Origin of the sequence: Pseudonocardia sp. Ae717_Ps2 (genome assembly GCF_001932475.1) — a bacterium.
Classification (GTDB): domain Bacteria; phylum Actinomycetota; class Actinomycetes; order Mycobacteriales; family Pseudonocardiaceae; genus Pseudonocardia.
On record NZ_MCIS01000001.1, the window covers coordinates 1,918,902 to 1,941,593 of the forward strand.

The following is a 22,692-nucleotide window of genomic DNA, read 5'->3' on the forward strand; positions in this document are numbered from 1 at the left end:
CGGGTGCGCGGGCCGAAAGCGAGTAGCCCAGAAAGTGAGCTCCTACTTAGAATATGGCTTCTACCTGCGACGATACAACCAAGGGAAGGCTCACCATGCTCCAGGTGCTCAGCACGCTCGACCCGCGAACCGCCGCCGTCCTCGAACGGCTCTACGTCGAGTCCGACAGCCGGCCCGAGCCTGTCCCGCCGAAGGACCTCGCGGAGTACCCGCGTCCCGTCGAGCTCACCGAGGAGCAGGTCCGCGCGTTCGACGACGAGTTCCTGACCCTGGAGAAGGAGCAGGCGGCGTACTGCTACACCCAGGCCCGCGCCACGGGCGCGCGCACGATCGTCGAGTTCGGGACGTCGTTCGGGATCTCGACGATCTGGCTGGCCGCCGCGGTCCGGGACAACGGCGGCGGAACGGTGATCAGCGCCGAGCGGGTGCCGCGCAAGGCGGAGCGGGCCCGCGCCCACATCGCCGAGGCGGGTCTGGAGCAGTACGTCGAGATCCGGGTCGGCGACGCCCGCGAGACCCTGCGCGCCCTCGACGGCCCGGTCGACATGTTTCTCAACGACGGCTTCCCGGACGTCGCACTCGAGGTCCACCGCCTGGTGACCCCGGCACTGAGGCCGGGCGCCCTGGTCATCACCGACAACGTCGGGCTGATGCCGGACCTCTACGCCGACTACCTCGCCTGGATCCGCGACCCGGCGCACGGGTTCGTCTCGGTCCGCATCCCGTTCCACGGCGGCACCGAGTTCTCCGTGCTGACCGAGGCGGTGCCCGCGTGAAACGACTCATCGACACCCTGCTCCGGACGGCGACCGTCGAGCACGTCGAGCCCCTCGCGGGCCGCTTCCGGGCGATCACCCTCACCGGCGCCGGGATCCGCGACCTCGAGGTGAAGCCCGGCCAGCAGATCCGTGTGCAGGCCGGGGCGGCCAACCCGGTCGTCGACCTGCTCGTCGGCGCGCTGCGGACCTACTCGATCTGGGAGTACGACCGAACCCGCATGGAACTGCGGATCTTCGATCACGGCGAGGGCCCGGGCGCGCAGTGGGCACGGCGGGTCCGTCCGGGCGAGGAGGTCAGCGTGTTCGGACCGGAGGGCTCGTTCGTCACCCGGCCCAGCGCCTACCACCTCTTCGCCGGGGACGAGACCGCCGCGGTCGCGTTCGGCGCGATGATCCGCGGTCTGGACGACGGCGCCCCGGTGCACGCGGCGATCGAGGTCGACACCGAGCAGGAGCGGCTGCCGATACCCGGCGAGGTCACCTGGATCCACCGCAACGGCCGATCGGCCGTCAAGTCCGCCGATCTCGTCGCGGCCGTGGCGAAGCTGGACTTGCCGGAGACACCGGGGACGGCGTACCTGGCGGGCGAGGCCGGGACCATTCAGATGGTGCGCGAGCACCTGGTCCGCGACCGGGGCTGGCACCGGCGCAACGTCGTGACCAAGCCGTTCTGGGCGCCGGGGAGGACCGGAATGGACTGACTCCCGCGGTCGGGGCGGGTCAGCTCGTCGCCGGGCCGGGGCGCAGTGGCCGGCCGCCCACCGGTTTCCCGGCCTCCTCCGCCACCGAGGACCGGACCTGACCGCATCGGGCGGCAGGGTCGTCCTCGACCGCTCCCGAACACCCCGGAGGACGCCATGTACGCACCCGCCCGCCACGACGAGACCACCGGACTCCTCCACTACATCGACCAGCAGCTCACGGCGATCCGTTCGGCCCTGTACGGCCTCACCGAGGAGCAGGCCCGTGCGACCCCGTGCCGCAGCGCGCTGTCGATCGGCGGCCTGGTCAAGCACGCCGCCTACTGCATGCGCGGCGCGGTGCAGCGGCTGACGACCGAGGTCACCACCCAGCCCCTCGACGCGGCCGCGGTCGCCGAGTTCACCGCCGGCTTCGCGATCGGCGACGACGAGACGGTCGCCGGCACCCTGGCCCAGTTCGACGACGCACGGACCGAGCTGCTCGCCGTCGTCTCGCGGACCGACCCGGCGGCGGAGTCCACGGCGCCGCCCACCCCGTGGAACGGGATCCACGACGCGCGCCCGATCCACACCCGCTACTACCTCGTCCACCTGGTCGAGGAGTTCGCCCGGCACGCGGGCCACGCCGACATCATCCGCGAGCAGATCGACGGTGCCACCGTCCCGGCGCTGGAGCTCACCCTCGCCGGGGCCCCCGCGAACGACTTCTTCACCCCGTACGAGGCCGCGCCGGGCACCGTGCTGGCCTGAGCGGTGCCAGGATCGTCGCCATGCGGATCGCGGGGGAGATCGTGCACTGGCGGGGTCCGGCGCCGTACCACTTCGTCCGGCTGCCGGACGATGCCGCGGCGGTCGTCGCCGACGTCGCGCGGGACGTCACCTACGGCTGGGGCATGGTCCCCGTCGACGCCGTGCTGGGCGCGACCCGGTTCAGCACCTCGCTCTTCCCGCGCGACGGCGGGTTCCTCCTACCCGTGAAGGACGCCGTACGCCGGGCCGAGGAGGTCGAGGTCGGCGACGTCGTGCAGGTCGAGCTGGAGATCCGTACCCGTCGGTGACGGTATCCCCGCGCCGGTCCGGTCGTTGACCAGCACGGACCCGCTCGAGGAGGACGGATGCGTCGACGACGACGGAACGGAGCGGTCGCGGTCGCCCTCGCGGTGGCGGCCCTGGTCGGGCTCGCCTCGCTGCAGCCCGCACTGGCGATCGGCCCGTTCGGCCCCTCGGGGCGGGTGACCGTCACCCCGACGGCCTCCAACCAGTTCGCCGGGACCCTCGACGAGGGCTCCGGCAGCCGCGAGTACACCGCCCGCCACGGTGCCCCGCCCGACGGCGGCACCGGCGCGCTCGAGCTGCGCACCCCGGGCGACGGCGACAAGCGTCAGTACGCCACCGACGAGGTCGCCGGGCCGTTGTCCCGGTTCACCGACGCCAGCTACTGGGCGTACCGCGACCCGGCGTCCTCGAGCGGGCAGATGCCGTCGTTCGCGATCGCCGTCGACGTCAACGGGAGCACCCTGGAAGCCCGTGACCTGTACGTCCTCACCTACCTGCCCGACCGGGCGCCCGCCGGCACCTGGACCCGCTACGACGTCGGCGCCGGCACCTTCTGCCTGACCCACCAGATCGGCCGGGTGGACGCCTACCGGCAGTGCCGCGACGGCGGCGAGCAGCGCACCCTGGAACAGATCATGGCCGAGTACCCGCAGATGACCGCCTACGCCGCCGGGTTCAACCAGGGCGGGGGCGACGGCGGCCTGGTCGGCGCGGTCGACCTGATGCAGGTCGGCGGCCGGGTCTACGACTTCGAACCCGCCTGAGCCGGGCGGGTCTCAGCTCACACAGAACTCGTTGCCCTCGGGGTCGCAGAGCGTGGTGGTCACCGGGCCCCGGTCGCTCGTCGTCCACAGCACCCGCGCCCCGAGCGCGACCAGGCGCTCCACCTCCGCGGGCGCCTCGGTCGGCCCGACCTGCAGGTCCAGGTGCACCCGGTTCTTGGCCGACTTCGACTCGGGGACATGCTGCACGAACAGCCGCGGCCCCGGCCCGCGGGCGGTGGCGACGTCCCGGAACCCGCGGCGGTCGCCGTCGGCCAGCACGTCGGCCTCGCCGAGGTGGCCGGCGGCCAGCAGGCCGTCGACGACCGTCGTGTGGTCCTCCACCTCGTAACCGAGGGCAGCCGCCCAGAATCGCACGAGGGCGTGCGGGTCCGCGGCGTCGAACGCGATCTGCAGGGTCGGGCTCATGGCGACGATCCTGGCCCATGACGAGGACAGCCCCTGTCCGCCTGAGGAGACCCACTGGGTTCGGCACTGCCATAGGCTCGCCGGGTGCTGTACGACTTCACCGACCTGCGACTGTTCCTGCACGTCGTCGCCGAGGGCTCCATCACCGGTGGCGCCGCGCGGGCCAACCTGAGCCTGCCGTCGGCGAGCGCGCGGGTCCGGGCCCTGGAGCGGCACGCCGGGGTCGAGCTGCTGGTCCGGGAGCGGCGCGGTGTGCGCACCACCCCGGCCGGGCGGGCACTGGCCCGGCACGCCCGCGACGTCCTCGACCGGGCGGCGCGCCTCGACGGCGCGATCGCCTCCTACTCCCGGCCGGCGAGCGCGCCCCTCTCGCTGCTCGCCGGGAGCTCCGCGATGCACGACCTCGTGCCGCGGGCGGTGACGGCGTTCCTGCTGGCCCGGCCGCACTCCGACGTCGACGTCACCCTGCGGCGCAGCGTCGAGACCGCCCGCACACTCGCCGACGGTGGAGCGGACCTGGGGATCGTGCTCGACCAGGTGGCCGCCGGGCAGGGACTGCGCGCGGAGCCGCTGTGCGACGACTCGCTGGTCGTCGTCGGCACCGGGCACGGTGTGCTCGACGGTCGGGACTCGATCGCGTTCGCCGAGGCGGCCGAGCACCCGATGGTGGGGCTGGCCGCGTCGGCGCCGCTGCAGCTCTCGCTCGACGCGCAGGCGGCCGAGGCCGGGCTCGCGCCGCGGTACCGCACCCGTGCCGCGGACCTGGGCACGGTGGTCGCGCTGGCCGAAGCGGGGGCCGGACTCGCCGTCGTGCCCCGTCGCGCGGCCGCCGTCCCGTCCCGTGCCGGCCGCCTGCAGGTGGTCGCGCTGGACGAGTCGTGGGCCCGGCGCGGGCTGTCGCTGTGCTGGGGCGCGGCCCTGGAGCCGAGCTCGCCGGGGTGGCCCGCGGTGCAGGCGCTCGCCGACCACATCCGCTCTGTCTCTGCCACTGCCGAAGGCTGAGAGCGGAACTTCCGCATTGTCCGGTGGACCGGACGGGCCGACCCTCGACCCATGAACCTCTGCGACGAGCCCGACGGTGTCGAGCGGGCCCTGGCCGGACTCCGGCGGGTCGTCGTGCCCGTCGCGGCCGGGCTGCTCCTGCTCTTGGCGATCGCGGCCGGCGACGCCGCCGAGACCGCCGCCGCCGAGTCGACCGGAACCACACGGGTGGGCGCGACCGTGCTCGGGACGACCGCGGGGCCCGGGCCGGTCACGGTCGGCTGGACCGACGACCGCGGCGTGGTGCGGACCGCCACGGTGACCGTCGGCGGGCGGGTCGACCCCGGCCGGACGGTCGGGTTGTGGCTCGGCCCGGACGGTGCCCCGGCCGCGCCGACCCGCCCGACCGAGGTCCGGACGGCCGGCATCCTGCGGTCGGCGACGGTGCTGGCCGTCGGTGGGTTCCTGCTGGTCGCGCTGTACACGGCCGCCGGCGTCCTGGGCCGGGCCCGGGCGTCGGGACGGGTGGACCGCGAGTGGCGCGCGGTCGAGGCGCGCTGGCGGGAGCTGCCCAGCGGGTGAACGGAACTGTCGGGGGTCCGGTGCAGCATGCGTCCCGAACCCGCCCCCGAGCGCCGGAGGACCCGTGGACCAGCCCGCCACCACCGACCCCGTCATGGACCCGGTCATGGACGCCGTCGTCGTCGCCGTCGAGGCGGGTCGTGCCGGGGACCGGACCGGCGCACGTGCCCGGTTCGACGCCCTGTGGGAGCAGGTGGGTGTCGACGGCGACCCGTTCCACCGGTGCACGCTGGCCCACTACGCCGCCGACGTGCAGGACGACCCGCACACCGAGCTGATGTGGGACGAACGCGCCCTGGCCGCCGCCGACGAGCTGACCGACGAGCGGGTGCAGCGCCACCACGCGTCGCTGAGCGTCGGTGGGTTCCTGCCCTCGCTGCACCTCAACCTCGCCGACGTGCACCGCCGCCTCGGCGACGACGAACGGGCGCGCCACCACCTGTCCCGTGCCCGGGACCGGGTGGGGGCGCTGCCCGACGACGGCTACGGCGCGATGATCCGCGCCGGGATCGACCGCTGTGGTGAACGCCTCGACCTCGGTGACCGCTCGTGACCCGCGCGCACTCAGACGACCGCGCCGTCGCCCGCGCGGCGCCGTGCCCGGTCGGCCTTCGACGGGTGGCGCCGTCCCGCCTTGCCGACCGGCTGCTTCGCTCCGGACGTCCGCGGCGCGGGCCCCGGCCAGCGCCGCTGCAACAGGATCGACACCGGCCCGGCGACGACGATCGTCGACACCGTCCCGACCACGATGCCCACGATCAGCGCCAGCGCGAAGTCGCCGAGGGTCGCCCCGCCGAGGAAGAGCAGCACGGTCAGGATCGTCAGCGTCGAGATGCCGGTGTTCACCGTCCGCGGCAGGGTCGAGAGCACCGCCGACCCCACGAAGGTGTGGAACGGCAGCGTCGCGTTGCGTGCCCAGTGCTCGCGGACCCGGTCGAACACGACGACGGTGTCGTTGACCGAGTAGCCGATGACGGTGAGCAGCGCCGCGAGGAACACCCCGTCGGCGGTGCGGCCGGTCCAGGCGAACACCCCGACCACCACGAGGACGTTGGTCAGCAGCGCCGCGACCGCGCCGGCGCCGAGCGTCCAGCGGAACCGGAACGCCAGGTACAGGAACTGCGCGGCGAGCGCGACACCCAGCGCGATGATCCCGCCGCGGGCCAGTTCGGCACCGAGGCTGGGCCCGATGAGCTCGTCGCGGAGCAGCTCGGCGCCGCCACCCGCCGCGCCGACGGCCTCGCGCAGCTGCCCGACCTGGGCGTCGGTGAGCTCGCCGGAGCGCAGGGCCACCGCGCCGTCGCCGGTCTCGGTGACGGTGAGCCCGCCGATCCCGGTGGCGTCGACGGCGTCGCGGACCTGCTCCACGCTCACCGGGTTCGACGTCGTGAACTCGACCAGCCGGCCGCCGGTGAACTCGACACCGAGCTCCAGGCCGCGTACGAACAGCCCGGACACCATCACCACCACGACGACCCCGGCGACGGCGAGGTAGCGGGCCGGGCGCCGCAGGAACCCGGGGTCGCTCGCCTCCAGCCTGCGCCGGACCGGGCCGATCTCGGTGATGCCGGTGATCCTCGGCCTGCGCTTGACCGCGGGGATCCGCAGGACGGCGAGGGTGAGCAGCCGGGACAGCACCAACGCCGAGAACAGCGACACGACCACACCGATGACCAGCGTGACACCGAACCCGCGGACCGGCCCCGACGCGAGTCCGAACAGCAGCACGGCGGCGAGCAGCGAGGTCACCGCGACGTCGCCGACCGCGGACAGCGAGTTGGCGTAGCCCATCTCCGAGGCGCGTTCCAGGCGTGGCTTCGCCGCGTACTCCTCGCGGGAGCGTTCGGCGATCAGCACGTTCGCGTCGACGGCCATGCCGACCGCGAGGACGAAGGCGGCCAGGCCGGGCAGCGTGAGCGTCGCGCCGAGCCCGGTCTGCACCGCGTAGGCGACGAGCGCGTACCCGCCGAGCGCGACGACGGCGACGAACCCGACGAGCCGGTACACCACGATGAGGAAGGCCCCGGCCAGCGCGGAGCCGATGATCGCGGCCCAGGCGCTCGCGGAGATCGCGTCGGCGCCCAGGGTCGGGCCGACGGTCCGCTGCTCGATGATCTCCACCGGCAGCGGGAGGGCGCCGCCCTCGATCAGCACGGCCAGCTCGGAGGCCTGCTCGGGGGAGAAGTTGCCGGTGATCTGGGTCTGCCCGCCGAGCATGCCGACGTTGCACGGGATGTCCTCGACGACCTGCGGGGAGGAGATGACCTGCTGGTCGAGCACGATCGCGACCCGACGCTGCGGGTCGCCGGACGGCGCGCAGGCGGCCTGGCCGGTGAGGGCCTGCCAGCGGGCGGGGCCGTCACCGTCGAAGGAGATGTTGACGATGTGCCCGACACCCTGCGGGTTGGGCGAGGACATCGCCGAGCCGACCATGTCGCCGGTCAGGGCCGGCGGGCCGAGCTGCAGCGGTTGGCCCTGCTCGTCGACGCCGGTCCCCCCGGCGGCGGGGTCACCGACCCCCAGCACCGGGTGCATCGTCAGCTGCGCGGTGCGCCCGAGCGTCTCCGCGGCCTCCGCGGGGTCGGTCAGCCCGGGGAGCTCGACGATGATCCGGTTCTCCCCGGACTGGGCCAGGCTCGGCTCGGCCACACCGAGCCCGTCGATGCGCCCGCGCAGCACCTCCAGCACGCGGTCGGTGGCCTCACCGTCGGCGGCGACCTCGGGGGTGTCGCGGGTCTCCAGGACGATCTGGGTGCCGCCGCGCAGGTCCAGGCCCAGCGTGGGGGCGGTGGTGAGCGCGACGACGGAGGACAGGGCGAGCACGGCGAGCGCGATGAGCGCCCGCCAGAGCACGGGGCGTGGCTTCACAGGGATCCTCGGCGGCGGGCACCCCGGTCGGGACCGGGGCACGGCGGGGGTGCGGGGGAGTCGCGGGCGGTGGCGACCGGTGGGGTCGTCCGGTCAGGCCCGCGGGGGTCCCCGCGACCCGATGTCCGCGCCGGTCCCGGGCGCCGGGGCGGCGGCCGGCGCGTGGTCGTCGACGCGGCCGGGCGCCTCGTGCGGGAGCCCGGCGGCGTCGAGGACCAGCAGGTCCAGGGCGGGGCCGGGGTGGCCGGCCGCGTCGGGTGCGACCGGACCGTCGTGGGCGGAGCGCCCCAGCAGCGCGGGCCGGGGCGCCTCGGCGGGAGCGACGTCCTGCCCGACCGAGGCCGCCGCCGTGGCCGGGACGGCCTCGGCGGTCAGCGACCCGGCGACCGGGGCGAGCGCGGCCACCAGCGACAGCAGCAGCACCGCGACGAGGCGGCGGGCCGGGCTGCGGGTCGTGCGCACGAGGGTGATCCGTCCGGTTCGGGGGTTTCCGCCCGCGACGGTACCGGTCACCGCGCCGCCGACGACGGAGCAGGGGGCGGACTGGGGGGCGCGCGACCGTCCCGGTTCGGCACAATCGTGACCGCACCACCCCGTGAAGACCCGAGAGGACGACTGACGTGAGCACGGATCCGTCGACCAGCCAGAACACCGACTCCGCGGAGACCGGCGGCGGGACGACCGGCGGCGAGACGATCGAGTTCCAGGCCGAGGCCCGGCAGCTGCTGCGGTTGATGATCCACTCGATCTACTCGAACAAGGACGTCTTCCTGCGCGAGCTGATCTCCAACGCCTCCGACGCGCTGGACAAGCTCCGTCTCGCTGCCTACCAGGACAAGGACCTGGGCGCCGACACCGACGACCTGCACGTCGAGCTCGTGCCGGACGCCGAGGCGCGCACCCTCACCGTGCGCGACAACGGCATCGGCATGACCCGCGACGAGGTCGTCGACCTGATCGGCACGATCGCGCGGTCGGGCACCGCGGAGCTCCTCGCGAAGCTGCGGGAGGCGGGTGACGACGCCCGCCAGGAGCTGATCGGCCAGTTCGGCGTCGGCTTCTACTCCTCGTTCATGGTGGCCGACCGGGTCGAGCTCGTGACCCGCAAGGCCGGCACGTCCGAGGGCGTGCGCTGGAGCTCCGACGGCGAGGGCACCTACACGATCGAGCCGGTCGCCGACGCCCCGCAGGGCACCGCGGTCACGCTGCACCTCAAGGCGTCCGACGCCGAGGACCAGCTGCACGACTACGCCGACCCCTCGGTCCTGCGGCGCATCGTGAAGACCTACTCCGACTTCATCACCTGGCCGGTCCGCATGCCTGCCGGAACCGGCACGGCGGGGGACACCGACGACGCCGCGCCCGAGACGCTGAACTCGATGAAGGCGCTGTGGGCCCGCCCGCAGAAGGACGTGACCGAGGAGGAGTACGCCGAGTTCTACCGGCACGTCAGCCACGACTGGCAGGAGCCGCTGGAGACGATCCGGCTCGCCGCCGAGGGCACCTTCGAGTACCAGGCGCTGCTGTTCCTGCCGAAGGTCGCACCGATGGACCTCTACATGCGCGACGCCCGCCGCGGGGTGCAGCTCTACGTCCGGCGGGTGTTCATCATGGACGACTGCGAGGCGCTCGTCCCCGAGTACCTGCGGTTCGTGAAGGGCGTCATCGACGCCGCGGACCTCTCGCTGAACGTGTCGCGGGAGATCCTGCAGCAGGACCGCCAGATCTCGGCGATCCGCAGGCGCCTGGTGAAGAAGGTGCTGTCGGTCCTCGGGTCGATGCGCGACAACGAGCCGGAGAAGTTCGCGACCTTCTGGGAGCAGTGCGGCCGGGCGCTCAAGGAGGGCCTGCTGTCCGACGCCGACAACCGCGACACCATCCTCGGGGTGTCGGTGTTCGAGAGCACCCACGACGCGGAGAAGCCGACCTCACTCGCGGCCTACAAGGAGCGGATGCGCGAGGGCCAGGAAGCGATCTACTACATGACCGGGGACTCGCGGACCGCGATCGAGGCCTCCCCGCACATGGAGGCGTTCCGGGACAAGGGCTACGAGGTCCTGCTGCTGACCGACCCGGTCGACGAGGTGTGGGTCGACGCCGTCGACGGCTTCGACGGCACCCCGCTGCGCTCGATCGCCAAGGGCCAGGTCGACCTGCAGACCGACGAGGAGAAGGAGGAGGCGGCGGCCAAGCAGGCCGAGTTCGCCGACCTCTGCACCTGGATGGCCGAGGTCCTGACCTCCGACGTCAAGGAGGTGCGGCTCTCCACCCGGCTCACCACCTCCCCGGCCGTCCTCGTCGGCGACGAGTTCGACATGACCCCGACCCTGGAGAAGATGTACCGGGCGATGGGGCAGGAGCCGCCGAAGGTGAAGCGGATCCTCGAGCTCAACCCGTCGCACCCGCTGGTCACCGGGCTGCGGGACGCGCGCGCGGCCGGCAAGGACGAGAGCGGCACCGTCGAGCTGCTGCACGGCATGGCGCTGCTGGCCGAGGGCGGCGAGCTCGCCGACCCGTCCCGGTTCGTGGGGCTGCTCGCGGAGCGGCTGCAGCACACCCTCTGACGCCGCGCGGCGCGGGGACCGGCCCCTGACGAGAGCCGCACATCTGAAGAGCTAATCAGGTGTCGTGGCTATGCTGTCGCGGTGATCGGGAACCCGCGCCGCTGGGCGCCGCTGCTCGCCGGGCTGCTGCTCCTCGCGGGGTGCGGCGCGGGTGACCCGGCTCCGGCGCCCGGCGACCTCGGCGACCACAGCGCCGCACCTGCCACGGCGTCGGTGGTGAACTGCGGCGTCGACGTCCCGGTGCAGCGCCCGGAGCGGGTCGTCGCGATGTTCCAGAACGGCATCGAGGCCGTCCTCGCGCTCGGGGCGGGGGACCGGCTCGTCGGAGCGGCCTACCTGGACAACCCGCTGCCGGCGCAGCTCGACGGTGACTTCCGCCCGCAGAGCTACTGGCCCGAGGAGTACCCGTCGCGCGAGGAGGTGCTGCGGGTCGATCCGGACCTCGTCGTCTCCGGCTTCACCGGCGCGTTCACCCGGGAGGGCCTCGGCACCCGCGCCGAGCTCGGCGCCACCGGCACGGAGACCTTCCTGTTCAGCGCCTACTGCCCGACCGCCGACGGCGGCGGTCAGCAGAGCATCGGCGCCAACGACGTGTCCTTCGCCGGCGTCGAGCGCGACCTCACCGACCTCGGTCGGCTGCTCGGCGCCGAGGACCGGGCCGCGGAGGTCGTCGCCGGCATGCGCAGCACCCTCGGCGACGTGGCGGGCCGGCTCGCCGGGGTCGCCGACCGTCCGCGGGTGGCGATGCTGAACTCCCCGGGCAGCACCGGTGAGCTGCGGGTCTTCGGCATCGGCGACGTCGCGACGACGATCATCGAGGCCGCGGGCGGGCGGCAGGCGTTCGACACCATCGCCGGCCGGCAGCGCACCGTGTCGCTGGAGGGCATCGTCGCGGCCCGCCCGGACGTGATCGTGATCCCGGCCTGCTGCGGGCGCGATGTCGGACCGGAGGGCGCGGAGCCGCTGGCCGAGCGTCTGCGGAACGACCCGGCCCTGGCCACGGTCCCCGCGGTCCGCGACGGCAAGGTGTTCACCACGACCTTCGCCGAGGTCAGCCCCGGCATCCGCAACGCCGACGCGGTCGCGACGCTCGCCCGCCGGCTGCACCCGGACCGGTTCGGCGGCTGAACCCCGGCGTCGTCGCGCGCGGTCCGGTCGGGCGCCGGGCGGCGTCGCGCGGTCCGTTTCGACGGCCGGGTCCCGGCCCGGCGCGGGGCCCGGCGGCTGCGGTCGGACCGCTGCAGCACCCGGTGCGACGAGGCGGAGGAGTGCGGATCCGCCCGGCGCCGTTGCCGAGCGGACGGCCAGAACCGTATCCGGTCCGCGCCGCCCGCGGGAGCCACCGTGCCCCGATCGTTGCTAGGTCTCCGACCCCGCGGGCAGCGGCGGGTTCCCCGGGCGCAGCCCGTCGAGGAGCAGCGCCAGGTAGCGTGCGCGGTCCTCGCCCGACGCCGTCGCCGCCGCGTCCGACCCCTCGGCGACGGCGAGCGCCATGACCAGCACCGCCGACAGGTCCCGTGGGGTGAGCTCCGGGCGGACCGCGCCCGCCTCACGCGCCCGCTCCAGCAGCCGGGTCAGCGTCCGGCCGTAGCGCTCGGCGGACTCGACATCGAACGCACCGGTCTCCCGGGCCAGCTGCAGGAGCGTCCGGCGTCCGGCGATGGCCTCGACCGCCCGGCCCAGCGACCCGGCCAGGTCGGCCCACGGGTCGCCGTCCCCGGCGGCCGCGGTCGGCTCGATCTCGGCGACGAACACCTGGTCCAGCACCGCCCGCACCAGCACGTCGCGGGTCCGGAACCGGCGGTACAGCGTCGCGACGCCTACCCCGGCCCGGCGCGCGATCTCCTCCAGCGGGACGTCCGCTCCGTCCGACTCGAACGCCGCGGCCGCCGTGTCGATGATCCGGCGGTGGTTGCGGGCGGCGTCGGCGCGCAGCGGACGGCCCGCCGGGGAGCCGTCGAGCGACGAGGCGGTCATCGGAGCACGGTATCGCCCTGGCTCACCAGGTCACCGGCAGCGTGTGCATGCCGTAGACGAAGTGGTACGCCCGGAAGGCCTCGGGCGGGACCGGCCCGGCCGGGGCGAGCGTGGGGAAGCGGCGGAGCAGGGCGGGGAACGCCGTCGCCATCTCCATCCTGGCCAGCGGGGCGCCGAGGCAGTGGTGCACGCCGTGCCCGAACGCGACGTGCCCGGCCGCACCCCGGGTGACGTCGAGCCGGGCGGGGTCGTCGAACCCGGACGCGCTGTCGCGGTTGGCCGCGGGGAGCGAGCACATCACCAGCGACTGCGCCGGGATCGGGGTGTCACGCAGCACGGTGTCGGTCGTCGTCACCCTGACCACCCCGGTGTGCACGATCGACAGCCACCGCAGCAGCTCCTCCACGGCGGGGCGGGCGAGCTCCGGGTCGCTGCGCAGCAGCGCGGCCTGCTCCGGGTCCTCCAGCAGTGCCAGGGTGCCCAGCGACAGCATGTTCGACGTCGTCTCGTGCCCGGCGATCAGCAGCAGCGACGCGATCCCGACCAGCTCGTCGTGGCTGATCTCCTCGCCGTGCTCGCGGATCAGCATGCCCAGGATGTCCTCGCCCGGGTCGGCCAGCGCCCCGTCGACGAGCCGGCTCATGTAGGCCCGGTTCTCCCGCCCGACGGCGAGCCGCTCCTGCGCCGGAAGGGACACGTCGAGCAGGCGGGTCGAGCGTGCGGTGAACTCGTCGCGGTCGGTGTAGGGCACCCCGAGCAGCTCGCAGATGACCATCGACGGTACCGGCAGGGCGAACAGGGTGACCAGGTCGGCACCCGGCCCGGCGGCCTCCAGCGCGTCGAGGTGCTCGTCGACGATCTCGGTGATCCGCGGCGCCAGGCGGGTCATCCGGCGCTGGGTGAACTCGCGGGTGAGGAAGCGGCGCAGCCGGGTGTGCTCCGGCGGGTCCTGCGCCAGCAGCTGGCCCGCCCGCATCTGCTCCTGCTCCCGCTCCGAGAGCGGCGGGGCGTCCGGGCGGGTCAGCGCGGCGCTCCCGGCGTTGGAGTAGGTGGCGGCGTCGCCGAGCACCTGGCGCACGTCGTCGTAGCGGGTCACGAGGTAGGCGTCGGCGCCGAACGCGGTCCGTACCCGCGGGATCTCGCCGGAGTCCCGGATGCGCTCCAGGTCGGCGTCGGGTCGGAACCGGTCGCGGCGCATGTGCAGCGGGAGCGAGAAGTCCGTGGCGGTGTCGGTCATGGTGCTGGCCTCCGGTGGGTGGGCGGCGCGTCGCTCTCCACGGTAGCCGCTCAAACGACAGTGCGCTCTCGTTTTGTGTGCCCTGTCCGGTACGCCCCGGACGGCCGCCGAACCGGTGAAACCGGGCGAAGCGTGACAGGCTGCGACCGTCAACGGCGACGGCACCCCGGGGGGCGACCTGTGTTCCAGCACGATCCCGAACCGCTCGGCAGCGTCTGGCTGTCCGCGCTCGTCGCACTGCTCCCGCTGGTGGCGATCTTCGTGACGCTGGGTGCCCTGCGCTGGAAGGCGCACTGGGCCGGGCTGGCCGCGCTCGTCGTCGCGGTGGTGGTCGCGGTGGCGGCCTTCGGAATGCCCGTTCACCTGGCCCTGCTCTCGGCCACCGAGGGAGCGGTGTTCGGTCTCTTCCCGATCATGTGGATCGTCTTCACCGCGATCTGGCTCTACCAGCTCACCGTGGCGGCGGGCCGGTTCGAGGACCTGCGCGCCGCCTTCGGGCTGATCTCCGACGACCCCCGGGTACAGGCGATCATCATCGCGTTCTGCTTCGGCGGGCTGCTCGAGGCGCTGGCCGGGTTCGGCGCCCCGGTGGCGATCACCGGCGTCATGCTGATGGCGCTCGGGTTCTCCCCGGTCCGGGCGGCGGTCGTCGTGCTGCTGGCCAACACCGCACCCGTCGCGTTCGGCGCGGTCGGCACCCCGATCATCACCGCGGGCACCCTGACCGGGATCCCGTACGACGAGATCGGTGCCGTCGTCGGACACCAGACCCCGGTGCTCGCGGTCGTCGTCCCGACGCTGCTGGTGCTGCTCGTCGACGGCAGGCGCGGCGTGCGCCAGGTCTGGCCGGTCGCGCTCGTCATCGGACTCGCGTTCGCCCTCGCCCAGTGGCTGGCCGCCACCTACCTGTCGGTCGAGCTCACCGACATCGTCGCCTCGCTGGCCGGGCTGGCCGCCGGCGTGCTCCTGCTGCGCTTCTGGCAGCCGCGCGGCGGCGCCGAGGCGAGGGAGACACTGCGCATCGAGCGCACCGCCGACGCACCTGTCGAGGAGCCGGGCGGAGCCGACGGCGGCCGGTCCGTCGCGACCGAGCAGCGCACCCTCGCCGAGCGCTCGCAGGCACTGTCGGTCGGCCGGCTGGTCATGGCCTTCGCCCCGTACCTGCTGATCATCGTGGTGTTCTCGGTGGCGAAGCTGGTCGGCCCGGTGACGTCCTTCCTGTCCGGGACCGACGTCAGGATCGGGTGGCCGGGCCTGGACGGGCAGGTCCTCGGCGCGTCCGGAGACCCGGTGTCGACCACGGTCTACAGCCTCCAGTGGCTGTCCTCACCCGGCTCGCTGCTGCTGATCTGCGGCATCGGCGTCGCCGCGCTGTACCGGCTGTCGCCCGCGACGGCCGTCCGCGAGTTCACCGGGACCGCGTACCGGCTGCGGTTCGCCTTCCTGACCGTGGCCACCGTCCTCGCCCTCGCCTACGTGATGAACCTGTCCGGGCAGACGATCTCCATCGGCACCTGGATCGCCGGGACCGGCGCGGCCTTCGCCTTCCTGTCGCCGATCCTCGGCTGGCTCGGCACCGCGGTCACCGGCTCGGACACCTCGGCCAACGCCCTGTTCGCGACGCTGCAGCAGACTGCGGCCGAGCGGGCCGGGCTCGACCCGCACCTGATGGTCGCGGCGAACACCTCCGGCGGCGTCGTCGGGAAGATGATCAGCCCGCAGAACCTGACCATCGCGGCGACGGCCGTGGGCATCGCCGGCCGGGAGTCCGAGCTGTTCCGGCGGACCGTCCTGTGGAGCGTCGGGCTGCTCGCGGTGCTGTGCGTGCTGGTGTTCCTGCAGTCGACCCCGGTGCTCGGATGGATGCTCCCGACCTTCTGAGGCACGGAGTGGGGCCCTGCGGAAGGATCGGCCGGGTGCGCCTGACCGTCCTGCCCACCGCCGATCTCGGGCGCGACGGGCTCCGGGGCCTGCGCGCCCTGCTCGACGCCGCGTTCCCCGCCGACGCCGACGGGACCGGCGGGTTCGACGACGCCTCGTTCGACCACGCACTCGGCGGGGTGCACGTGCTCGCCGGGCCGGTGCACGACCCGGTCGGGCACGCGGCCGTCGTGGGGCGGCGGCTGCTGCACGACGGCGTCGCGCTGCGCACCGGCTACGTCGAGGCCGTCGCCGTGCGGCCCGGGCTCCAGGGCGGCGGGCTCGGCGGGCTGCTGATGGCCGAGGTGGACCGGATCGTGCGCGGCGGGTACCGGCTCGGGGCCCTCGGCGCCGCCGCCCGTGCCGCGCGGCTCTACCGCAGGCTCGGGTGGGAACCGTGGCGCGGCCCGCTCGCGGCGCTCACCCCGGACGGCATCGTCGACACCCCCGACGAGCGCGGCAGCGTGCACGTCCTGCCCGTCGACGCGTCGCTCGACCCGACCCACGCGCTGGTCTGCGACTGGCGCGACGGCGAGCTGTGGTGACCGCCGCGACGCCCCGGAGGCCGCCGGCCCCGGAGTGACGCGGCCGGTTCACCCGGAAGTCGACCGGGAGACGGGTGATCGTCATCCGGCGCCGGTGGAGTTCACCCGTGCAACTGGCGGTGCTCGATCTGGCGGGTACGACGATGGCCGACGACGGGCTCGTGCTCGCCGGTCTGCGTGCCGGCCTGCGCGCCGCCGGGGTCCGTGTCGACGGCCCGTGCTACCCGGCGCTGGACCGCCAGGCCCGCGCGACGATGGACCGCCCGGTCATGACGGTGCTCGGCGAGCTGCTCGACGGCGACATGTACCGGGCCCGCCGCGCGCACTCCGCGTTCGCCGACCACCTGCACGCCGCGTTGGACGCGGGCCGCGTGCGCCCGGTCCCCGGCGCCGCGCAGACCCTCGACGCACTCCGCGACGCCGGCCTGAGCGTGGCTCTGACCTGCGGGTTCGACCCCGAGCTGCGGGACCGCCTGGTGTCGGCGCTCGGGTTCACCGAGCGGGCGGACATGGTCCTGTCGCCCGCCGACGTCGACGGTCGCGGCCTGCCAGAGCCCGACCTGCTCCACGCCGCCGCCCGTCGGGCCGGGACCGAGCCCGCGCAGGTCGCCGTGACCGGTGACGCGACCGCCGACATCGACGCCGCCGTCCGGGCGGGGGCGGGCCTCGCCGTCGGGGTGCGGGGCGGGGCACACGGCGAGCCGCGGCTGCGCGCCGCGGGTGCCGACGCCGTCATCGACTCGGTCGCGGACCTGCCCGCGCTGCTCGGCCTGCCCAGCTGAGCCCCGCGGCGTAGCGTCCGTCCTGATCATGACCGGTCAGCGGTGACGACGGGGGTGGCGGCGTGGCCCGACGCACGGTGGCGGTGGCGTCGCTGGGTACGACGTTGGCCCTGGTCAGCTACACCGCGCCGCTGGCGACCTTGGCCCCGATCGCGGCCGACCTGGGCTCCTCGCCGTCGGGGCGCTCCTGGATCCTGAGCTCGATGAGCCTGGGGCTCACCGCGGTGCTGCTGACCGCGGGGACCCTGGCCGATCGGCTGGGGCGGCGCGCGGTGTTCACGACCGGCGCGGTGGTGCTGGCCCTGGCCTCGGCGGGCGGGGCGTTCGCCACCGGCACCGCCGGGTTCGTCGCCGGCCGGATCGGGCAGGGCGTCGGGGCGGCCGCGGTCGTCGCGTGCAGCCTCGCCCTGATCGGGCACGCGCTGCCGCCGGGCCCGCGCCGCTCGGCCGCGACCGGGCTGTGGGGCGCGGCGCTGGCCGCCGGGATCGCCGCCGGGCCGTTGCTCGCCGGGGTGCTGCCGTGGCGGGTGCTCTACCTGGCCGTCGGCGTCGCCGGGCTGGTGCTGGCCGTGGCCGCGTGGGTGCTGTTGACCGAGTCCACCGCCGGCGCCCCGCGGCCGGTCGACGTCAGCGGGATGGTGCTGCTCGCGGCCGGGCTGACGGTGCTGCTCGCGGGCCTCACCGAGGCGCGACGGCTGCCGGTCACCACCGCGACGGTCGTGCTGCTCGCGGTCGGGGCGGCGCTGCTGGCCGGGTTCGTCGTGGTCCAGTTCGTCGTGCCGCACCCGATGGCCGGCCCCCGGCTGTTCCGCCACCCCGGGCTGGTCGGGGCGACGGTCGCGAGCCTGGCCACCGGGCTCGGCATCATCTCGCTGAGCTCGCACCTGCCCGCCGTGCTCGCCCCGGTGCACGGCACCGCCCCCGCGACGGCGGCGCTGCTGCTGCTCGGCTGGTCGGGCACCAGCATCGTCACCGCGCTGCTGACCCGCCGGATCAGCGAGCGGGTCACCGGCGGGGTCCGTCTCGGTGTCGGCCTGCTGGTCATGACGGCCGGTCAGCTCGGACTGCTCGCCACCGGCTCCGGCACCGGGGTGGTCCTGGCCGCGCTGGTCGTCGTCGGTGTCGGCACCGGGGTCGTCAACGCGACGCTCGGCCGCGAGGCCGTGGCCTCGGTGCCGCCGGACCGCGCGGGCACCGGCAGCGGCATCAACAACACCGCCCGCTACCTGGGCGCCGCCGTCGGGGTCACGGTGACCTCGGTGCTGACCTCGCCGGCCGGGAACGAGCCGGTGGCTCAGCTGCTGGCGGGCTGGCAGGTGGCGGTGCTGGTCGCGACCGGGTTCACCCTGCTCGGCGCGCTCGTGGCGCTCGGCTGCGCCCGCGCCGCCGCCCCGGCCGGGCGGTGACGCGGGCACTGACGCGGGTGGCGCTCAGACGACCGGGGTGATCGCCCGCAGCGCCCCGGAGCCGCGCACCGCGGTGGTCAGGTCGGCCAGTGCCCGCCCGTGCGCCGCCGCGAGCTCCGCGGACTGCTCGGTGAGGGTGTTGCGGTCCAGGTATCCGGAGTGGTCGAGGTAGAGCCCGGGGGAGAGGACCTGCACGGCGAAGAACCCGGCCAGCACCGAGCGCAGCCCGTCGACGGCGAGGAAGTGGTGCCCGCTCGCCCCGGTCAGCACGACCGCGGCCGCCTTGCCCTGGAGCGGGGCGGTCTTCTCGCCCCACTTGCCGCGCTCGGTGGCCTCCAGCAGTGCCCGCAGCGACGCCGTGTGCCCGGCCCGGTAGACCGGGCTGCCGAACACGACGGCGTCGGCGTCGGCGAAGGCCGCGGTGACCTCGGCGACGGGGGTCTGCGACAGCTCGATCAGCGCGGTGTCGGCCCCGGTGCCGGCGAGGATCCCGGCGACGGCGGCCGCTGTGCGCCCGCCCGGCTCCGGCCCGGCGACGACCCCGATGATGCGGCCCGCACCACCGCTCACGACACCGCTCACGACGCGGCCCGCGGGGTCAGGGAGTAGGTGCCGCGGTGGAACAGCAGCGGCAGCCGCTCCGGGTCCGCGCCGAGCGCGTCGACCCGGGCGGCGACGATCGTGTGGTCGCCGCCGTCGTACTCGTTCCACAGGGTGCAGTCGACCCAGGCGCCGACGCCCTCCAGGACCGGCGAGCCGGACGGCGCCGCCGTCCAGGACACCCCGGCGAACTTGTCGACCCCGGAGCGGGCGAAGCCGGCGCTGTGGTGCTCGTGGTCGGCGGCCAGCACGTTCACGCAGAACCGGCCCACCTGGCGGATGCGCGGCCAGGTGGAGGACCCGCGCGAGGGCGCGAAGCTCACCAGCGGCGGGTCCAGCGACAGCGAGGCGAAAGACTGACAGGTGAACCCCATCGGCCCGTCCGGTCCGACCGCGGTGACGACGACGACGCCGGACGCGAACGCGCCCAGTGCGTCGCGCATGGTCTCCGGGGTCACCGAGGGGGTCACCGGGGCGGAGTGCGCGCCCACGGCCGGTCCGGTGGAGGAGCGGGACATGACTCGACTGTAGGCGCGCCGACCCGGCAGCGACAACGATCTCGGCCGGGGGTGGCACGCGCCACCCCCGGCCCGTCGTCGTGTCGCGCCACCCGCCGCGGAATCGATCCGGTAGAACTCCCCGTGCCGTGCATCCCGAACTCGTGGGGAGCCCCGGGGTGCCCGAGACGGCAACGGCCGGCGGAGCGATCGCTCCGCCGGCCGTCCTTCACCGGAGCCGGGTGGGGGGACGCCCGGCCGATCCGGCTCAGCTCGCGTAGGCGCGCAGCTTGTCGGCGCGCTCCCCGACCCGCAGCTTCGACATGACCTCGCGCTCGATCTGGCGCACCCGCTCGCGGGAGAGCTTGAAGGCGCGCCCGATCTGGTCGAGCGTGTGCGGCTGCCCGTCGTCGAGGCCGAACCGCATCCGGATGACCTTCTGCTCGCGGTCCTCCAGGGTGGCCAGCACCCGGCGGAGGTCGTCGTGCAGCAGGCTCGAGATCACGGTGTTCTCGGCGTCGGTCGCCTCGGCGTCCTCGATGAAGTCACCGAGCGGCGCCTCCTCCTCGGACCCGACCGGCATGTCCAGGCTCACCGGGTCGCGGGCGTGGTCGAGCAGGTCCTGGATCTTGTGCTCCGGGATGCCCGACTCGGCCGCCAGCTCGGCCTCGGTGGGCTCGCGGCCCTGGCGCTGGTGCATGTCGCGCTTGATCCGGGCCAGCTTGTTGACCTGCTCCACCAGGTGCACGGGCAACCGGATGGTGCGGGCCTGGTCGGCCATGCCACGGGTGATGGCCTGCCGGATCCACCACGTCGCGTAGGTCGAGAACTTGAAGCCCTTGGTGTAGTCGAACTTCTCCACCGCGCGGATCAGGCCGAGGTTGCCCTCCTGGATCAGGTCCAGGAGCGGCATCCCGCGCCCGGTGTAGCGCTTGGCCAGGCTCACCACGAGGCGCAGGTTCGCCTCCAGGAGGTGGTTCTTGGCCAGCAGCCCGTCGCGGACGACCGCGCGCAGGTCGCGGCGGTACTGCGGGTCCAGCTCGTCGAGCGTGCCGTCGGCGGCGGCGGTGTCCAGCCGGTGCTGGGCGAACACGCCGGCCTCGATGCGCCGGGCCAGCTCGACCTCCTGCTCCGCGGTCAGCAGCGCGGTCTTGCCGATCCCGTTCAGGTAGACGCGCACCAGGTCCGCGGCGGGGCTCTGGGCGTCGAGATCCTCCGCCACGGCGGCCGCGGCACCGGGTACGGTGGTCTCCAGCGCGGTGCCTCCGTCGCCGTCGGTGCGACGGCGGGAGCTGCGGGCGACCGGCGGGGCGGTCCGCTTCGTGTCGGACGACGACACGGTGGCGCGAGCGGGGGCCTCGGTCGTGAGGCGCGGGCCGGGTACGGCCGGAGCGGTCGTGGTCACCGTCATGTGCAATTCCTCCCCTGCGCGGGCTGCGGCGGGCGATTGATGGGCCTCGCCGCTTGCCCTGTACGGAGTCAACGCATCCGTTCCGGGGATCGTTCCCACGACAAGGCCCCGCAGGCCGGTAAAAGTGGCTGCGGGGCCGTGTCGTCGGTCACATGCAGTTGCGGTGCTCTCAGGGTCCTCTTAGTGAGCGACCCGTCGGGGCGGGGCGGTCACGGTGCGGGCACCCGCGGGGTGTCCCGCGGGTCGGCCACCGCCCGGACACTGCTGCGCCGCCGCGACGCCTTGCCGGCGCCGGTGTTCTTCCGGCTCGGCACCGAGTGGCCGTACACGGTCTCCATCAGCACCGGCCAGTCGTGGCGCAGCGCGTCGCGGCCCATGAACAGGCCCAGGTGACCGGCGCTCGCCGTCCGGTAGGTGACGTCCGTGGCCGGGGTCCCGACCTTCTCCGCCGCGGCGAACAGCTGCGGCGCCGGGGTGATGTGGTCCGACGAACCCGCCAGGAGCAGCAGCGGGCAGTCGATCGCCCCCATGTCGACGGTCCGGCCGTCGACGGTGAGCGTGCCCTTGATCAGCCGGTTCTTCCAGAACAGGTTCTCCACCAGCCACAGGTAGAACGCGCCGGGGATGTCCTGGGTGTACTTGAACCAGTCCTCGAACACCCGGTAGCGCTCGACGTGGGTGGGGTCGTCGATGTTCTCCAGCAGCTGCAGCTGGCGGGAGATCTCCGACTGCGGCTGGATCGAGATGAAGTTCGACAGCACCGCCGAACCCGGCATGTTGCCGCCGCCCGCGGCGACCAGTGCCTTGTACGGCGCCATCCCCATCGTGCCCGCCATCAGCCGGGTCGAGGCGGCGATGACCGACTCGCCGGCGTGGAAGTCGATCGGCGCCCCGGCCAGGGTCAGGGTGTTGACCCGGTCCGGGTGCAGCGCGGCGTAGATCGTCGCCAGCCAGCCGCCCTGGCAGTCGCCCAGCAGGTTGGCCTTGCCGCCCATCCGCCGGATGGACCGGTCGATCACCGCGAGGTAGTCGGTGATCGTGACGTTCTTCGTCGCGGTCGTCGCGGGCCGCCAGTCCAGTGCGTAGACCTTCGTCAGGCCCGAGGCGCGGATCATGGCGATCTGGCTCTGCTGCGGCGAGTAGTCCACGACGGTCGAGGAGTGCCCGGCCTGGGGCGGCAGCACCAGGGTGGGGACCACGTCGTCGTCGCGGTGCTCGGCGGCGGTGAAGTCGCGCAACGACGCGAACGGCGTCGACAGCACCACCTCGTTGGCCAGGTGCCAGGTCGGCTCGCGCCGGTCGGCCATCGCCGAGAGCCACAGCAGCCCGCGCCGGGCGGCGTCGCCGGGCCGGGCCATCCGCTGGACCGCGTCGATCCAGTAGGCGCCGGTGGCGCGACCGACCTCGGTCACGACCTTCGTCAGGTTCCGGGTGTTGTACGACACGAGGTACCGGAGGGGGTCCGGCCGGTCGTCGCTCCCGGTGGCCGCGGCCACGGGGGTCTCGGGAAGGGCACGTGGTCCGTGCTCCCCGGAGGGTGCGGACCGTCGGGTGATCGCCGTGCTCATGGGCCTCTCCCATCAACTCTGATGACCG

At 74.2% G+C, this 22,692-nt stretch carries 23 protein-coding genes; 14 read left to right on the forward strand and 9 right to left on the reverse strand.

All coding sequences use genetic code 11. The annotated features are described in order from the left end of the window. The first annotated feature begins 104 nt into the window (after positions 1 to 104). From Ae717Ps2_RS09205 to Ae717Ps2_RS09225, 5 genes are all read left to right on the forward strand, one after another. On the forward strand, positions 105 to 776 hold the full coding sequence (locus Ae717Ps2_RS09205; RefSeq protein WP_198932155.1) for an O-methyltransferase: 672 nt from the start codon (positions 105 to 107) through the stop codon (positions 774 to 776). Then, a complete protein-coding gene (locus Ae717Ps2_RS09210) occupies positions 773 to 1,480 on the forward strand; it encodes a siderophore-interacting protein (RefSeq protein WP_020623720.1) in 708 nt (235 codons plus the stop codon). The genes Ae717Ps2_RS09205 and Ae717Ps2_RS09210 overlap by 4 nt, the downstream gene beginning before the upstream one ends. Before the next feature lie 156 nt (positions 1,481 to 1,636). Next, complete coding sequence (locus tag Ae717Ps2_RS09215) at positions 1,637 to 2,230, forward strand: DinB family protein (protein WP_075305721.1); 594 nt, start codon at positions 1,637 to 1,639, stop codon at positions 2,228 to 2,230. A gap of 20 nt (positions 2,231 to 2,250) precedes the next feature. Next, positions 2,251 to 2,538 (forward strand): DUF1905 domain-containing protein, encoded by a 288-nt coding sequence (locus tag Ae717Ps2_RS09220; RefSeq protein ID WP_020623722.1) that lies wholly within the window; start codon positions 2,251 to 2,253, stop codon positions 2,536 to 2,538. Positions 2,539 to 2,595: 57 nt separating this feature from the next. Then, positions 2,596 to 3,300, forward strand: a complete 705-nt coding sequence (locus Ae717Ps2_RS09225; RefSeq protein ID WP_075333230.1) for a hypothetical protein — start codon at positions 2,596 to 2,598, stop codon at positions 3,298 to 3,300. Positions 3,301 to 3,312: 12 nt separating this feature from the next. Here Ae717Ps2_RS09225 and Ae717Ps2_RS09230 read toward each other — a convergent pair whose 3' ends face one another. Further along, positions 3,313 to 3,726 carry a VOC family protein gene (locus tag Ae717Ps2_RS09230; protein WP_075333231.1) on the reverse strand — a complete coding sequence of 138 codons (414 nt, stop codon included), beginning with the start codon at positions 3,724 to 3,726 and terminating at the stop codon, positions 3,313 to 3,315. An 84-nt stretch (positions 3,727 to 3,810) separates the two neighbouring features. On the opposite strand from Ae717Ps2_RS09230, the gene Ae717Ps2_RS09235 reads away from it, so the two are divergent. The 3 genes from Ae717Ps2_RS09235 (at position 3,811) to Ae717Ps2_RS09245 (ending at position 5,842) form a co-directional block, all read left to right on the forward strand. After that, positions 3,811 to 4,728 carry a LysR family transcriptional regulator gene (locus tag Ae717Ps2_RS09235; RefSeq protein WP_075305724.1) on the forward strand — a complete coding sequence of 306 codons (918 nt, stop codon included), beginning with the start codon at positions 3,811 to 3,813 and terminating at the stop codon, positions 4,726 to 4,728. 51 nt (positions 4,729 to 4,779) lie between these two features. Continuing rightward, positions 4,780 to 5,289 carry a hypothetical protein gene (locus Ae717Ps2_RS09240; RefSeq protein ID WP_075305725.1) on the forward strand — a complete coding sequence of 170 codons (510 nt, stop codon included), beginning with the start codon at positions 4,780 to 4,782 and terminating at the stop codon, positions 5,287 to 5,289. Between the two features lie 64 nt (positions 5,290 to 5,353). Beyond that, entirely contained in the window at positions 5,354 to 5,842 is a 489-nt protein-coding gene (locus tag Ae717Ps2_RS09245) for a hypothetical protein (RefSeq protein WP_233147505.1), read from the forward strand. An 11-nt stretch (positions 5,843 to 5,853) separates the two neighbouring features. Here Ae717Ps2_RS09245 and secD read toward each other — a convergent pair whose 3' ends face one another. Together secD and Ae717Ps2_RS09255 are read right to left on the reverse strand one after the other, a co-directional pair. Next, complete coding sequence (gene secD, locus Ae717Ps2_RS09250; RefSeq protein WP_233147506.1) at positions 5,854 to 8,157, reverse strand: protein translocase subunit SecD; 2,304 nt, start codon at positions 8,155 to 8,157, stop codon at positions 5,854 to 5,856. Positions 8,158 to 8,250: 93 nt separating this feature from the next. Beyond that, the gene (locus Ae717Ps2_RS09255) at positions 8,251 to 8,619 is read right to left on the reverse strand and encodes a hypothetical protein (protein ID WP_139318687.1); all 369 of its coding nucleotides are present in this window, start codon (positions 8,617 to 8,619) and stop codon (positions 8,251 to 8,253) included. Between the two features lie 233 nt (positions 8,620 to 8,852). Between Ae717Ps2_RS09255 and htpG the strand changes: the two genes are divergently transcribed. Beyond that, entirely contained in the window at positions 8,853 to 10,721 is a 1,869-nt protein-coding gene (htpG, locus tag Ae717Ps2_RS09260; RefSeq protein WP_075334214.1) for a molecular chaperone HtpG, read from the forward strand. A gap of 81 nt (positions 10,722 to 10,802) precedes the next feature. Then, entirely contained in the window at positions 10,803 to 11,849 is a 1,047-nt protein-coding gene (locus Ae717Ps2_RS09265; RefSeq protein ID WP_075333232.1) for an ABC transporter substrate-binding protein, read from the forward strand. 231 nt (positions 11,850 to 12,080) lie between these two features. On the opposite strand, the gene Ae717Ps2_RS09270 is transcribed toward Ae717Ps2_RS09265, so the two are convergent. Then, positions 12,081 to 12,698 carry a TetR/AcrR family transcriptional regulator gene (locus Ae717Ps2_RS09270; RefSeq protein ID WP_075305728.1) on the reverse strand — a complete coding sequence of 206 codons (618 nt, stop codon included), beginning with the start codon at positions 12,696 to 12,698 and terminating at the stop codon, positions 12,081 to 12,083. A 22-nt stretch (positions 12,699 to 12,720) separates the two neighbouring features. Beyond that, positions 12,721 to 13,935: a cytochrome P450 gene (locus Ae717Ps2_RS09275; RefSeq protein WP_075305729.1), complete on the reverse strand. Its 1,215-nt coding sequence runs from the start codon at positions 13,933 to 13,935 to the stop codon at positions 12,721 to 12,723. A 180-nt stretch (positions 13,936 to 14,115) separates the two neighbouring features. On the opposite strand from Ae717Ps2_RS09275, the gene Ae717Ps2_RS09280 reads away from it, so the two are divergent. The 4 genes from Ae717Ps2_RS09280 (at position 14,116) to Ae717Ps2_RS09295 (ending at position 18,588) form a co-directional block, all read left to right on the forward strand. After that, positions 14,116 to 15,816 (forward strand): L-lactate permease, encoded by a 1,701-nt coding sequence (locus tag Ae717Ps2_RS09280; RefSeq protein ID WP_075305730.1) that lies wholly within the window; start codon positions 14,116 to 14,118, stop codon positions 15,814 to 15,816. A 35-nt stretch (positions 15,817 to 15,851) separates the two neighbouring features. Then, entirely contained in the window at positions 15,852 to 16,400 is a 549-nt protein-coding gene (locus tag Ae717Ps2_RS09285) for a GNAT family N-acetyltransferase (RefSeq protein ID WP_083696058.1), read from the forward strand. A gap of 107 nt (positions 16,401 to 16,507) precedes the next feature. Next, positions 16,508 to 17,182: an HAD family hydrolase gene (locus tag Ae717Ps2_RS09290; RefSeq protein ID WP_083702309.1), complete on the forward strand. Its 675-nt coding sequence runs from the start codon at positions 16,508 to 16,510 to the stop codon at positions 17,180 to 17,182. A gap of 62 nt (positions 17,183 to 17,244) precedes the next feature. Beyond that, positions 17,245 to 18,588: an MFS transporter gene (locus Ae717Ps2_RS09295; RefSeq protein ID WP_075333233.1), complete on the forward strand. Its 1,344-nt coding sequence runs from the start codon at positions 17,245 to 17,247 to the stop codon at positions 18,586 to 18,588. Positions 18,589 to 18,612: 24 nt separating this feature from the next. On the opposite strand, the gene Ae717Ps2_RS09300 is transcribed toward Ae717Ps2_RS09295, so the two are convergent. The 4 genes from Ae717Ps2_RS09300 to Ae717Ps2_RS09315 all read right to left on the reverse strand — a co-directional run bounded on the left by Ae717Ps2_RS09300 (position 18,613) and on the right by Ae717Ps2_RS09315 (position 22,664). Beyond that, positions 18,613 to 19,170, reverse strand: coding sequence for an NAD(P)H-dependent oxidoreductase (locus Ae717Ps2_RS09300; RefSeq protein ID WP_020627817.1), 558 nt, complete (start codon positions 19,168 to 19,170; stop codon positions 18,613 to 18,615). After that, positions 19,167 to 19,706, reverse strand: a complete 540-nt coding sequence (locus Ae717Ps2_RS09305) for a flavin reductase family protein (RefSeq protein ID WP_075305733.1) — start codon at positions 19,704 to 19,706, stop codon at positions 19,167 to 19,169. The genes Ae717Ps2_RS09300 and Ae717Ps2_RS09305 overlap by 4 nt, the downstream gene beginning before the upstream one ends. A 247-nt stretch (positions 19,707 to 19,953) precedes the next feature. Next, positions 19,954 to 21,102 (reverse strand): sigma-70 family RNA polymerase sigma factor, encoded by a 1,149-nt coding sequence (locus Ae717Ps2_RS09310; protein ID WP_233147507.1) that lies wholly within the window; start codon positions 21,100 to 21,102, stop codon positions 19,954 to 19,956. Between the two features lie 203 nt (positions 21,103 to 21,305). Beyond that, entirely contained in the window at positions 21,306 to 22,664 is a 1,359-nt protein-coding gene (locus tag Ae717Ps2_RS09315; RefSeq protein ID WP_083702310.1) for an alpha/beta fold hydrolase, read from the reverse strand. Positions 22,665 to 22,692 lie beyond the last annotated feature (28 nt).

Bases quoted from the DNA above. Each gene is read 5' to 3' on its own strand.
- Ae717Ps2_RS09220 (WP_020623722.1), top strand. From the start codon at position 2,251: ATGCGGATCGCGGGGGAGATCGTGCACTGGCGGGGTCCGGCGCCGTAC.
- Ae717Ps2_RS09215 (WP_075305721.1), top strand. From the start codon at position 1,637: ATGTACGCACCCGCCCGCCACGACGAGACCACCGGACTCCTCCACTAC.
- Ae717Ps2_RS09230 (WP_075333231.1), bottom strand. From the start codon at position 3,726: ATGAGCCCGACCCTGCAGATCGCGTTCGACGCCGCGGACCCGCACGCC.
- Ae717Ps2_RS09240 (WP_075305725.1), top strand. From the start codon at position 4,780: ATGAACCTCTGCGACGAGCCCGACGGTGTCGAGCGGGCCCTGGCCGGA.
- Ae717Ps2_RS09305 (WP_075305733.1), bottom strand. From the start codon at position 19,706: ATGTCCCGCTCCTCCACCGGACCGGCCGTGGGCGCGCACTCCGCCCCG.
- Ae717Ps2_RS09315 (WP_083702310.1), bottom strand. From the start codon at position 22,664: ATGAGCACGGCGATCACCCGACGGTCCGCACCCTCCGGGGAGCACGGA.
- Ae717Ps2_RS09270 (WP_075305728.1), bottom strand. From the start codon at position 12,698: ATGACCGCCTCGTCGCTCGACGGCTCCCCGGCGGGCCGTCCGCTGCGC.
- Ae717Ps2_RS09225 (WP_075333230.1), top strand. From the start codon at position 2,596: ATGCGTCGACGACGACGGAACGGAGCGGTCGCGGTCGCCCTCGCGGTG.
- Ae717Ps2_RS09275 (WP_075305729.1), bottom strand. From the start codon at position 13,935: ATGACCGACACCGCCACGGACTTCTCGCTCCCGCTGCACATGCGCCGC.